This is a genomic window from Pauljensenia sp. 20925_1_27 (assembly GCF_041432835.1).
Classification (GTDB): domain Bacteria; phylum Actinomycetota; class Actinomycetes; order Actinomycetales; family Actinomycetaceae; genus Pauljensenia.
Window position 1 is genome coordinate 155,467 of sequence record NZ_JAPWAH010000002.1, and the last position, 12,512, is coordinate 167,978.

The window sequence follows — 12,512 nt, forward strand, 5'->3', positions numbered from 1 at the left end:
CCGCCGTAAAGTAGGGCGTATGTCCGACAGCAACCCGACTGCCCCACACGAGCACCCACCATCCCGGGAATCAGCCCCTGCCTCGTCCCATATTGACGAGGCCGTGGCTCACTCCCACGAGCACGCGCACTTCGCGGGCGGCGGGCATGGCGGCCACGGCCACGATCACTCCCACGCGGGGGCCTCGGCCAAGCGCTTGGGGTGGGCGCTTGCGGTGACGGGGGCCGTCGTCATCGCGGAGCTGCTCGGCGCCTTCTGGTCTGGGTCCTTGTCGCTGGCGGCGGACGCGGGACACATGGTTGTCGACGCGTCCGGCTTGGTCGTCGCCCTCATCGCGGCTCGCCTGACGCGCCTTCCGCGCGACGAGAAGCACACGTGGGGGTGGGCGCGTTCCGAGGTCCTGGCCGCCGCACTGCAAGCCGGCATGCTCCTCATTATCAGCGTGATGGTCGCGTGGGAGGCAGCCTGGCGCCTTGTCTCTCCCCCGCCCGTCGAGGCCGGCCCGATGCTTCTCGTCGGCGTCATCGGCCTGCTCGCGAACGTCGTCTCTCTGGCGATCCTGGCGGGCGGGCGCGACGCGAACCTCAACATGAAGGCCGCGTTCCTGGAGGTCGCGAACGACGCGCTCGGATCCTTCGCGGTGATCCTGGCGGCAGGCGCAGAGTGGGCATTCGGGTGGGCGCGCGCGGACGCGATCGCGTCGCTGCTCATCGCGGTCCTCATGGCTCCACGCGCGCTTTCTCTCCTGAAGCGCTCCCTCGCGATCCTCATGGAACAGACCCCCGCCAGCGTCGATGTCACCAAGCTGCGCTCGCACATGATGGGCGTCGACGGCGTCCTCGACGTGCACGACCTGCACGTGGCCGCCGTGTCCTCACACCTGGTGACCGTCACGGCGCACGTGACCGTCATGCACGAGGCCGACGGGCCTTCGCGCGACCGCATCGTCCACGAGCTCGGCGAATGCGCGTGCCACCACTTCCCCATTGCCCACTCCACGTTCCAGCTCGAATGCCCCGAGCACGCACGCCACGAGCACATCGAGCACTAACCGCGGCGAGCCCGCCTCACCGAAGCCAACCGACGGACAGCGCGGCGGCGGGAATGTCATGCTCCCACCGTCTCACCACGCCTCCCCCACAAACAGCGAGGCGGCGGGAGCTTCGCGCTCCCACCGCCTCCCCCAGATACACGTCGGGGGCCACGCCAGCCGGCGCGGCCCCCGAGCTCAGCTCAGATGAGACTACTTCGTGCGGTTCGCGCGGTAGTACTCGATGAGAGCGCGGGTGGACTGATCCTGCGCGTCCAAGGCCTCGGACGAGCCCTCGATGGCGGGAAGGATCTGCTTGGCCAGGACCTTGCCCAGCTCAACGCCCCACTGGTCGAAGGAGTCGATACCCCACACGGCACCCTCCACGAAGGTGATGTGCTCGTACAGGGCGATCAGCTGACCCAGGACCGACGGGCTCAGGGCGGGGGCCATGATCGACGTCGTGGGACGGTTGCCGGTGAACACGCGGGCGGAGACGATGGCCTCGGGCGTGCCCTCGGCGCGCACCTCCTCGCTGGTCTTACCGAAAGCCAGGGCCTTGGTCTGCGCGAAGAAGTTCGACAGGAACAGCTCGTGCATGTCGGCGTCGCCGTCGCCCAGCGCCCACGTCGGGTTCGCAAACGCGATGAAGTCGGCGGGGACCATGCGGGTGCCCTGGTGGATCAGCTGGTAGAAGGCATGCTGGCCGTTGGTGCCGGGCTCGCCCCAGAAGACCTCGCCGGTCTCGTAGGTGACGGGGCTGCCGTCGCGGCGCACGGACTTGCCGTTGGACTCCATGGTCAGCTGCTGCAGGTACGCGGGGAAGCGGTGCAGGTACTGGGAGTAGGGCAGGACGGCGTGCGTGTCGGCCCCCAGGAAGTTCGAGTACCACACGTTGAGCAGGCCCATGAGGAGGGGCACGTTCTTCTCGGGCGCGGTCTCGGCGAAGTGACGGTCCATCGCGTTAAAGCCGGCGAGGAAGTCGGCGAAGCCCTCGGGGCCGATCGCGACGGCCAGGGAGGTGCCGACGGCGGAATCCACGGAGTAGCGGCCGCCCACCCAGCTCCAGAAGCCGAAGGCGTTGGCGGGGTCGATGCCGAACTCGGCGACCTTGTCCAGGGCGGTGGACACGGCGACGAAGTGCTTGGCGATCGCCTCCTTCTCGGAGGCCTCGTCGGTGACGATGCCGCGCTCACGCAGACCGTCCAGCAGCCAGGCGCGCACGACCTTGGCGTTCGTGATGGTCTCGAGCGTCGTGAAGGTCTTGGAGGCCACGATCACGAGGGTCGTCTCGGGGTCCAGGTCCTTCGTGGTCTCACCCGCGTCGGTGGGGTCAATGTTGGAGATGAAGCGGCACTCCAGGCCCTCCTGCACGTAGGGCCTGAGGGCCTCGTACGCCATGACGGGGCCCAGGTCGGAGCCGCCGATGCCGACGTTGACGACGGTCTTGACGGGCTTGCCGGTGATGCCCACCCACTCGCCGGAGCGGACGCGGCGGGCGAAGGCGTAGACCTTCTCCAGCACCTCGTGCACGTCGGCGATCACGTCCTGGCCGTCAACCGTCAGGGAGTCGGTCGCGGGGCGGCGCAGCGCGGTGTGCAGGACGGCGCGGTCCTCGGTGACGTTGATGTGCTCACCCGCGAACATGCGGTCGCGCAGCTCCAGGACGCCCGTCTGCTCGGCGAGGGCGAGGAGGTGGCCCACCAGCGTGGGACACACGAGGTTCTTCGACAGGTCGACGTGCAGGTCGGCCGCGTCGAAGGTGAAGGTCTGGGTGCGGTTGGGGTCATCCGCGAAAAGCTTGCGCAGATCGGGTTCAAAGTTGTCGGCCAGCTGGTCGAGCGTGTCCCACGCGGGGGTCATCGTCGGGTCGATCACGGGGATATCACTCATGGGGTCTCCTGACAGTAGAGATAGGTTCGCACTTTAGTTTAGCGGGGACTTGGCCCCTGGTCACCCCCGCTTCGCTCTCCTGAAACGACGAGGCCGTGGCCCGCGAGCGCTCACGGAGCCACGGCCTCGTACGCCGCGCGAATTCGGTCGGGTCAGGCGACCGGATCGTCGATGGGGATGGGCGTGGCCTCGATGCCCGGGTTCTGCAGCGACACGATGCGCTGGACGGGCACGAGGTCGAGCCACCACTGGTGGAAGGGACGACGATTCACCAGGTCGAGGTCGTCGAACATGTTCTTCACCGGACGCGCCTCCATCGCGGCGCCGACCTGACCGATGTAGTAGGCGCCGCGGTCGCCGCGCTCAAACTGGTCCACCAGCTGCTCGAAGGCGCGCGCCACGAGGCGCGTGGCGAGCAGGCGGTCGTACGGCGAGGGCGAGCCGCCCTGCTGCATGTGGCCGAGGGCCTGGTGGCGCACGTCGTAGATCCCCTCGGACTCGGCGTTAAACACGTCGGCCAGGAACTCCCGGTCGTAGTACTGGGACGCCGACTCGTTGAGGAGGGTCAGGAACAGGCGCCTGCCGGACTTGAAGGAGGCGACCATCCGCTCAGCGTCCGCGGCGATCTGCTCGAGGGAGGGGGACTCCTCGTTGATGTACATGTACTCCGCGCCGCTGGACAGGGCGCTCATGAGGGTCAGGTAGCCGCAGCGGCGTCCCATCGTCTCGGCGATGAAGCAGCGCTTGGAGGCCGCCGCGCTCTCCTTGATGCGATCGATCGCCCACGTCGCGTTGTTGATCGCCGTGTCCGTGCCGATCGCGAGCTCGCAGCCGGGCAGGTTGTTGTCGATCGAGGCGGGGATGAGCAGGATCGGGATCTGGAACGCCGGGTAGCGATCCTTCTCCGAGGTGATCGCGTGAACACCCAGGTAGGCGTTCATGCCGCCAATGACGAGGAGCGCGTCGATCTGGTTGCGCTCGATGGCGCGTCCCAGCGCGTAGAACTGCTCGACCGGCGGAATGTCGCGCTTCGTGCCGAGCTCGGCGCCGCCCTTGAAGGCCCAGCCTTCCACGTCGGACCAGCTCAGCTCACGCACGCGGTCATCCGCCAGGCCGCTCCATGAGCCGTCGACGCCGAGCATCGTCCAGCCGCGGGCGATACCCAGGCGCACGGCCACGCGGGCCGCCGTGTTCATGCCGGGGGCCAGGCCGCCCGCGTGCAGGATCGCGACGCGCTGGGACTCGCCCGTCGGCTCGGGGGTGAGCTGCGGGGGCGTAGACAGAATCTGGTTGATGCCCACCATCGAGGAGAAGGACGATCCGCGCGAGGCCTGGGCGGCCGCGTAGTCGCCGGCCGCGATCAGGTCCTTGACCGCGCGCGTGTCGTGGACGGCCTTCATGAGGGGGACGCGCGTGATGCGGTTGCGGCGCACGCCCAGGATGACGGGCTCGTCCTCGGCCGTGGAGGCGAGGATCTCCTGGACGGCGGCGTAGCCCAGCAGCGTCGACATCCAACGGTCGTACGCCGACGGTGTACCGCCGCGCTGCACGTGGCCGAGGATCGTCACGCGCGCATCCTCACCGGTGCGCTCCTGGATCGTGTCCGCGATCAGCTGCGTGGACAGCTCGTTGCCGTCACGGTCGTGCGCGCCCTCTGCCACCAGGACGATGGACTCGCGGCGGCCGGCCTCGCGGCCGAGGCGCAGGTGCTCAGCCAGGTCGTCCTGCCAGCCAGGACCCGCCGGGTCCTCGGGCGTGAACACGTAGTCGGCGCCACCCGCGACAGCCGCCATGAGGGGCAGGTAGCCGCAGTGGCGTCCCATGACCTCGACGACGAACGTGCGCTGGTGCGAGGCCGCCGTGCTGGTCAGCTGGTCGATGGCGTCCAGGATGCGGTGCAGCGCAGTGTCCGCACCAATCGTCATATCCGTGCCCACCATGTCGTTGTCGATCGAGCCAACGAGGCCGACGATGATGAGGGCGGGGTGAGCGGCCGCGGTCTCGGCCGAGATGACGCCCTCGGCGGCCAGCTCGGCGACGTGCTGCGCCCACTCGCCGCGGAACTCGTTCGTACCCGACAGGGAACCATCACCACCGATCACCACGAGGTGATCGATGCCGTGCTCAAGCAGGTTCGCGGCCGCGCGGTGCCGGCCCTCGTACGTGCGGAAGTCCGCGCTGCGGGCCGTGCCGATCACCGTGCCGCCCTCAGCGAGGATCGAGGACACGTCCGACCATTCCATCTTCTTAATGGAATCGCCGCCCGTGCAGGCCCCCTGCCAGCCTTCATAGATCGCGTAGGGCTGCGCGCCGCGCGCCAGCGCCGTGCGCACAACGGCGCGAACGGCCGCGTTCATTCCCTGGGCGTCACCGCCCGACGTGAGGACACCGATACGAACTGTGCTCATTTTTCTGCCATCTTTCGTTGACGGAGCGGGCCGCGAAGCCCGGTGTGCCTATCGTGTCCCATTCTACGTGACCTGCGCCTCCACCACTAGGGCCTAACTCCCATTTACCGAGGAAACGACAAGCGCGCGCCCGCCGAGGCGGCGGGCGCGCGCGAGCACAATCACAACAAACTAGGCGACCGGTTCGCTGCTATTGCGTGCGGCCGACTCCGCCAGCTCCTCGGGGCTCACAACGCCCTCGACGGACACACGGTCCAGGTAGGCCATGCCGTCAAACGCCAACTCGCGAGCGTTCTCCGGGTCACCCTCGTTGCCAATCGAACCGTGGGCCATACGGTCGACGATGAGCGCGATCGCGCCATCGCCCGTCACGTTTGTGGCGGTACCGAAGGAGTCCAGCGCAATGTAGGTGGCGATCATCAGCGCGACCTGCGCGTCGTTGAAGCCCAGCATCGAGCTCAGCAGGCCCGTGGCCGCCATGATGGCGCCGCCGGGGACGCCGGGGGCCGCGACCATCGTGATGCCCAGCATGAAGATGAAGCCCACCCACTGCAGGGAGGAAACCGTCAGGCCCTGCGTCAGGACGATGGCGAACGCGAAAGAGAAGATCTTCGAGGTCGAGCCAGCCAGGTGGATCGTCGCACACAGCGGAATCGTGAAGGACGCGACCGCGTCGGACACGCCGTTCTTTTTCGTCTGGCGCAGCGTCACCGGGATGGTGGCCGCGGAGGAGGAGGTACCCAGAGCCGTCAGGTAAGCCGGCATCATCGTCACCAGCGCCTTGAAGGGGTTACGACGCGCAACAAGGCCCGCGAAGCAGAACTGGGTCAGCAGAATGACGACCTCGAGGACCAGGACCACGACGACGACGCGCAGCAGCGTACGAATAACCGAGGCGGCCTCGCCCGTGTAGGTCAGGTTCAGGAAGATGCCGAAGATGTGCAGCGGCAGCAGCGGGATAATGATCGTCTCGATGAGGCGGGTAATGATGGCGCGGAACTCGATGAATCCCTTACGCAGCACGCCGCGCGGCACCATCGACAGGCCCAGGCCCACCACGAAGGACAGGAGCAGCGCCGTCATCACCTGCAGCGGCGCAGGCATCTCGATAGTGAAGTAGGACTCCAGGGCGCTGCCCGGCTCGGCCACATCGGCCAGCTGGGTCGAGGCGAGGAGGCGCGGAAAGAGCGACGCACACACCAGGTAGGTGAGGAAGCCCGAGAACAGCGTCGACGCGTAGGCGATCGCCGTCGTAATACCCAGCCACTTACCCGCGCCTCGGCCCAGGTCAGCGATAGCGGGGGTCACGAGGCCGATAATGATCAGCGGGATCGAGAAGGACAGGAACTGGCTGAAAATAGCCGAGAAGGTCGCAAAGATACGGCCAATCTCAACGGGAACCAAGTGGTTATCGCCGATACGGACGGATCCGAGGACGGTCGCGAGGATGATCGCAGCGATCACCCACACGAGGATTCCGGATTTACGCAGGAACTCGCGCATGTGTTTCACCTTGACAATAGGGATGATGGGTCACGCATAGCATGCCCGAACTTTACGCATTCTTGAAGCGGTAGCCAGGATACGGGATAGATGCGGCGCAAATCACGCGGCCGTCAGAGCGCAACGACGAGGCCATCCACCCCTCGCGCGGGCCACACTCCGCGGATTTAACGCACCGCGAGCGTCGACACGTACGGCGCGAACCACCAAATAATCGCGGCGAGAATCACGTACACCGCGACATCCATGAGACGCGCGCGCGACGCAAACCACGGGCGCCCCGGCGTCCACAGGCGCAGCGCCCCCATCCCGACGAGCACAGCGACCATCAGCATGACCGCACGGTGACGGTGATCCGTCACGGCCAGCGCTATCACGCCGAGCACCCCCACCGCACTGAGGGCAGCGCCAAGCCACGCACCCACTCGCGCGCGCATGGTCTTCTCCTCATCGTTCACGCCCCCTACCCTAGCGCACGAGCACACCCGACCATACGACCGCTCACATCCACCCCTCCGCCCCAGCCCCGGCCTCGTGCCGCACAGAACCGACCCCGGCCTCGTCCGAACGAAGGAATAGGACTCAGAGGGCGCGCGGGTTTAGTATTAGTCCAAAGGTCCCTGAGACCAGCAACATACTTCTCGCATCAAAGGAGCATTCGAGTGTCCCGCTTTATTGTCGTTGCCCCCGGTTCGTCGGAGGCCGCCGCCCTCGCTACTGACGAGCTGGCCCGCGTTCTCGGCGTCACCACGGTCGACGCCCTGGCCGGCACGACGGCCACCGACGCCGCCCTGCGTCCCGCCTCCGCCCTGCCCGCCGTGGTTGAAGCCGTGCGCGCTGCCGGCGACGACGCGCTCATCTCCCCCGCCCGCGAGGCCTCGAACCGCGCCTTCGACCACGTCGCCTGGAACCTGAACCTTGCCGCCGCCACGCGCGCCGGCGTCGTCCTCGCCTTCGACGCCGAGGGCGCCAGCGCCGAGCTGCTCGCCGAAGAGATCGCCGCCGCCCGCCTGCGCGCCGAGGCCGCCGCCGCTTCCGTCGTCGCCGTCGTCCTGACCGGCGGTGCCCCCGCACTCGAAGCCGACGTCCCCGTTCTCACCCTGCCCCTCGGCGAGGACGCCGCCACCACCCTGCGCGAGGCCCCCACCCCCACCGCCGTCACGCCGCTCGCCTTCCAGGCCGACCTCATCGAGCGTGCCCGCGCCGACCGCAAGCGCATCGCCCTGCCCGAGCCCGACGACGACCGCGTCCTGCAGGCCGCCGCCCAGGTCCTCGCCGCCGGCATCGCCGACATCACCTTCGTGGGCGACGCCGACTACGTCGCCAAGCGCGCCGGCGAACTCGGCCTCGACCTGAGCGCCGCCCAGGTCGTCTCCGTGGGCGACCCCGCATACCTCGAGCGCTACGCCGAAGAATTCGCACGCCTGCGCGCCAAGAAGGGCGTCACCCTCGAACAGGCCCGCGAAAAGGTCACCGACGTGTCCTACTTCGGCACCATGATGGTCCACATGGGCGACGCCGACGGCATGGTCTCGGGCGCCGCCCACACGACCGCGCACACGATCGTCCCCTCCTTCCAGATCATCAAGACCGCCCCCGGCGTCTCCGTCGTCTCCTCCATCTTCCTCATGGCGATGAAGGACCGCGTGTGGGCATTCGGCGACTGCGCCGTCAACCCCAACCCCACGCCCGAGCAGCTCGCCGACATCGCCGTGACCTCCGCGCGCACCGCCGCCCAGTTCGGCGTCACCCCGCGCGTCGCCATGCTCTCCTACTCCACCGGCACCTCCGGATCCGGCCCCGACGTTGACGCCGTCGTCGAAGCCACCCGCCTCGCACGCGAGAAGGCCCCCGAGCTGGCCATCGAAGGCCCCATCCAGTTCGACGCGGCCGTCGACGCGGCCGTCGCCTCCAAGAAGCTGCCCGGCTCCGACGTCGCCGGCAAGGCCACGGTCTTCGTCTTCCCCTCGCTGGAAGCCGGAAACATCGGCTACAAGGCCGTCCAGCGCTCCTCCGGCGCGCTCGCCGTCGGCCCGGTCCTGCAGGGCCTCAACAAGCCCGTCAACGACCTGTCGCGCGGCGCCCTCGTCGAAGACATCGTCAACACCGTCGCCCTGACCGCCGTCCAGGCCCAGGGCTGAACGGGAACGAGCCCCCGGGGTCCGGTTACCATTACACGTAAACGGGCCCCGGCCTCGTCCTTTATCCCCCAACCCCACAACACGAAAGGCGAACGCGTGACCTCGTCCTCCGTTCTCGTCATTAACTCTGGCTCCTCCTCCATCAAGTACCAGCTCGTCGACCCCGAGACCGGCGACGCCATCGCCAAGGGCATCGTCGAGCGCATCGGTGACACCACCGGCCTCATCAAGCATGAGCACGGCGACGCCGTCACCAAGGAAGAGCTCCCGGTTCCCGACCACACCGTCGGCATGCGTGAAGTCCTGCGCCTCTTCGACACGGAGGGCCCGTCACTGGCTGATGCGAACGTCGTCGCCGTCGGCCACCGCATCGTTCAGGGCGGCCGCTACTTCGACGGCCCGGCCCTCATCACCGACGAGGTCCGCAACCTGATCGAAGAACTGTGCCCGCTGGCTCCGCTGCACAACCCCGCCCACCTCAAGGGCATCGACGTGGCGCGTGAGCTCATGCCCGACGTCCCCCACGTCGCCGTCTTCGACACCGCGTTCTTCCAGCAGCTGCCCGACAAGGCCGCCCTGTACGCCCTCGAGACCGAGACCGCCGAGAAGTACTCGGTGCGCCGCTACGGTGCCCACGGCACCTCCCACCAGTTCGTCTCCCAGGAAATCTCCAAGATGCTGGGCCGCGACAACCTCAAGCAGATCGTCCTGCACCTGGGCAACGGCGCGTCCGCTTCCGCTGTCAAGAACGGCAAGCCGATCGACACCTCCATGGGCCTGACCCCGCTCGAGGGCCTCATGATGGGCACCCGCACCGGCGACATCGACCCCGCCGTCGTGTTCCACCTGCAGCGCGTCGCCGGCATGACCGTCGACGAGGTCGACACACTCTTCAACAAGAAGTCCGGCATGAAGGGCATGACCGGCGAGTCCGACATGCGCTCCGTGTGGGAGGTCATCAACAACACCTCCGACCCCGAGGCCGCCAAGCGCGCCCGTACCGCCATGGACGTGTACATCAACCGCCTGCTGAAGTACGTGGGTTCCTACGCCGCTGAGCTCGGCGGCCTGGACGTCATCACCTTCACCGCCGGCATCGGCGAGAACGACGACGACGTGCGCCGCGAGCTGGCCGAGGCCCTCGCCCCCTTCGGCGTCAAGATCGACGTCGAGGCCAACAAGGGCCGCGTCAAGGAGCCGCGCATCGTGTCCGCTCCCGACTCGGCCGTCACCCTCGTCGTCTACCCGACCAACGAGGAGCTGGCGATCGCCCGCCAGGCGCTGACCTTCGCCTGATCGGTTTTTCCGCCCGAGGCCGGGGTTCCCACGTGGGCCCCGGCCTCGGGCGTATCCACGTCCACTATTGACTGCACGCCAACACACCGACTACGATCAGAAGTGGTAACGGCGAGCAAGTCCTCGCAGAGTGCCGATCCGCGGGCCCACGAGCGCACACGTTGCGCCGTGGGTCTTTGCGTCTCTCAGTGAGGGGAAACATGCTCATCGCTTACATCGACGAAGTTGGCGAGGCCGGCGCTTTTATTTCAAAGGACCACAAGAGATTCAATACCTCACCTGTCTTTGGCTATGCAGGCTTCGTCATCCCTGAACAGCATGTCCATGCTTTATCGCGAGATGTCGCAGCAACCAAGAAGAAGTTCTACTCATTCCTCTGCGGCGAGGGCACAGAAGAGCCAGGAGATTACGCTCCTACGTGGGAACGCAAAGGGTCTGACCTCCTCAGCAAACACGCGATGGGGCGTGCAGGACGTCAGGAAGTAGTTGAACTGCGCTCACTTCTCGCACGAATCCCGAGTAGGTATGGCGGCAAGCTCTTCTACTTCGTGCGTGAAAAACCCATCGGCTCCCCCGGACAGGTGTGGGGAAAAGACACCGGCAATAGTTGGGAGGCCATGCGAGAAGAAAGAACGCTTGAGTGCCTGGGTGAAGCGATCAACCGGCTCTGCAGGCACGCCGAACACGAAGACCAGAACATACTCCTCTTCCAGGACATGATCAACGAGAAGCAACGCTTCCACCAGGTGACACGCAGCTACGCCCACATCTACAGTCGCATCAAGGATCACCAGGAGATGCTGAGAATCCTCGAAGCCCCCGCATATATCGACTCGGAGCTTTCGACGAACATCCAGTGCGCAGACTGGGTCGCGGCTCTCATTGGTCGCGCATGCGACTATCAACTGGTTCTCAACAGCTCCTACCGATGGGTAGCAGACAGTTTTATCGCTGATCTGCGTGGAGGTTTCACGTATGAATCCACCCTCCAGTTTCATCGACGCAGCATCGATAACATCCACCACATCCGGATTCTCGACAGGGCACGACCCCACCTCGATTCCCTGACCGGCATGTCTGCCGAGAATCTCTCTCGCCTCCAGCTCGTGCACGCTCGTGCAAGTGCACCGACCCCGAGCAAACCGTCGTCTTCAATCTGCTGACGTCAAGACACACCGGGAGCTGGCGATCGCCCGCCAGGCGCTGACCTTCGCCTGATCGGCTTTTCCGCACGAGGCCGGGGTTCCCACGTGGGGCCCCGGCCTCGGGCGTATCCTGGGAGAGTAGTTATGTCGAGGAGGGCCTCATGAACAGCGACGTTTCCACCCTGGCCGAGTGGATTGCGGATTCCCCGTCGACCGTGTTTTTCGGCGGCGCAGGCGTCTCGACCGAGTCCGGGATCCCCGATTTTCGCGGGGCGAACGGCTTCTACTTCCAGGAACGCGAGATCCCCCTCGAAACGGTCCTGAGCATCGACTTTTTCACCCAGCACCCCGAGGCGTACTGGGAGTGGTTCCACGAGATCTACCGCCCCGTGGAACCCAACGGCGCGCACAGGGCGTTGGCTTTATTAGAGGGAGCGGGACACCTCGACGCTGTCATCACGCAGAACATTGACGGCCTGCACCAGCGGGCCGGATCCCGCACCGTGTGGGAGCTGCACGGCAACTGGGAGCGGCTCGAGTGCACGCAGTGTGGGGCGGTCGCAGCGTTGCGCGATGCCGTCACCGTCGACGGGGACCCGGTGCCCGCGTGCCCATCGTGCGGCGGGCAGATGCGCCCGGACATCGTCATGTACGGCGAATCCCTCGACGAGGCCGTCATCGAGGCCGCCGTGTCAGCCATCGCGCGGGCGTCCACGCTGATCGTGGCTGGCACGTCCCTCGTGGTGTACCCGGCAGCTGGCCTCATCAACTACTTCTCCGGGGACCACCTGGTTCTCATGAACGCCACCCCGACCTCGGCCGATGCCCGCGCCGACCTGATTGTTCGCGAGCCGGTGGGTGCCACACTCGATCGCGTCATGGACCAGCTGCGCGCGGAGGGTGTTCTGCCCGCGTAGGGCTTGGAGCGCGCGGGATTCGCTCACAGGCCACGGCCCCAACGCACAGGTGCCACCTCCCCTGCGCACATGCGGATAGGTTGTGCGCATATGGATAGGTTGTGCGCATACGGATAGCTTATTTTCCTATCCGTATCTTCATAACCTATCCGGATGTTCGTAACCTATCCGCATATGCA

9 protein-coding genes are annotated in these 12,512 nt (G+C 66.6%); 5 read left to right on the plus strand and 4 right to left on the minus strand.

Annotated features, from left to right (window positions below; genetic code table 11):
- Positions 1-19: 19 nt before the first annotated feature.
- Positions 20-1,051, plus strand: coding sequence for a cation diffusion facilitator family transporter (locus tag O3684_RS02235; RefSeq protein ID WP_500064839.1), 1,032 nt, complete (start codon positions 20-22; stop codon positions 1,049-1,051).
- A 192-nt stretch (positions 1,052-1,243) separates the two neighbouring features.
- Here the strand turns inward: O3684_RS02235 and pgi are convergent, their stop codons facing one another.
- From pgi to O3684_RS02255, 4 genes are all read right to left on the minus strand, one after another.
- Positions 1,244-2,923, minus strand: coding sequence for a glucose-6-phosphate isomerase (pgi, locus tag O3684_RS02240; RefSeq protein WP_500064841.1), 1,680 nt, complete (start codon positions 2,921-2,923; stop codon positions 1,244-1,246).
- Between the two features lie 152 nt (positions 2,924-3,075).
- Complete coding sequence (locus tag O3684_RS02245; RefSeq protein WP_500064842.1) at positions 3,076-5,331, minus strand: 6-phosphofructokinase; 2,256 nt, start codon at positions 5,329-5,331, stop codon at positions 3,076-3,078.
- A gap of 171 nt (positions 5,332-5,502) precedes the next feature.
- Positions 5,503-6,834, minus strand: coding sequence for a dicarboxylate/amino acid:cation symporter (locus O3684_RS02250; RefSeq protein ID WP_500064844.1), 1,332 nt, complete (start codon positions 6,832-6,834; stop codon positions 5,503-5,505).
- A gap of 167 nt (positions 6,835-7,001) precedes the next feature.
- A complete protein-coding gene (locus O3684_RS02255) occupies positions 7,002-7,271 on the minus strand; it encodes a hypothetical protein (RefSeq protein ID WP_048674694.1) in 270 nt (89 codons plus the stop codon).
- Positions 7,272-7,496: 225 nt separating this feature from the next.
- On the opposite strand from O3684_RS02255, the gene pta reads away from it, so the two are divergent.
- The 4 genes from pta (at position 7,497) to O3684_RS02275 (ending at position 12,333) form a co-directional block, all read left to right on the plus strand.
- Positions 7,497-8,975, plus strand: coding sequence for a phosphate acetyltransferase (gene pta / locus O3684_RS02260; protein WP_500064846.1), 1,479 nt, complete (start codon positions 7,497-7,499; stop codon positions 8,973-8,975).
- Positions 8,976-9,071: 96 nt separating this feature from the next.
- A complete protein-coding gene (locus O3684_RS02265; protein WP_500064848.1) occupies positions 9,072-10,271 on the plus strand; it encodes an acetate/propionate family kinase in 1,200 nt (399 codons plus the stop codon).
- Positions 10,272-10,471: 200 nt separating this feature from the next.
- Positions 10,472-11,434: a DUF3800 domain-containing protein gene (locus O3684_RS02270; RefSeq protein ID WP_500064849.1), complete on the plus strand. Its 963-nt coding sequence runs from the start codon at positions 10,472-10,474 to the stop codon at positions 11,432-11,434.
- 143 nt (positions 11,435-11,577) lie between these two features.
- Positions 11,578-12,333 carry an NAD-dependent protein deacylase gene (locus O3684_RS02275; RefSeq protein WP_500064850.1) on the plus strand — a complete coding sequence of 252 codons (756 nt, stop codon included), beginning with the start codon at positions 11,578-11,580 and terminating at the stop codon, positions 12,331-12,333.
- Positions 12,334-12,512: the final 179 nt, after the last annotated feature.

Bases quoted from the DNA above. Each gene is read 5' to 3' on its own strand.
- O3684_RS02235 (WP_500064839.1), top strand. From the start codon at position 20: ATGTCCGACAGCAACCCGACTGCCCCACACGAGCACCCACCATCCCGG.
- pgi (WP_500064841.1), bottom strand. From the start codon at position 2,923: ATGAGTGATATCCCCGTGATCGACCCGACGATGACCCCCGCGTGGGAC.
- O3684_RS02245 (WP_500064842.1), bottom strand. From the start codon at position 5,331: ATGAGCACAGTTCGTATCGGTGTCCTCACGTCGGGCGGTGACGCCCAG.
- O3684_RS02250 (WP_500064844.1), bottom strand. From the start codon at position 6,834: ATGCGCGAGTTCCTGCGTAAATCCGGAATCCTCGTGTGGGTGATCGCT.
- O3684_RS02255 (WP_048674694.1), bottom strand. From the start codon at position 7,271: ATGCGCGCGCGAGTGGGTGCGTGGCTTGGCGCTGCCCTCAGTGCGGTG.
- O3684_RS02270 (WP_500064849.1), top strand. From the start codon at position 10,472: ATGCTCATCGCTTACATCGACGAAGTTGGCGAGGCCGGCGCTTTTATT.
- O3684_RS02275 (WP_500064850.1), top strand. From the start codon at position 11,578: ATGAACAGCGACGTTTCCACCCTGGCCGAGTGGATTGCGGATTCCCCG.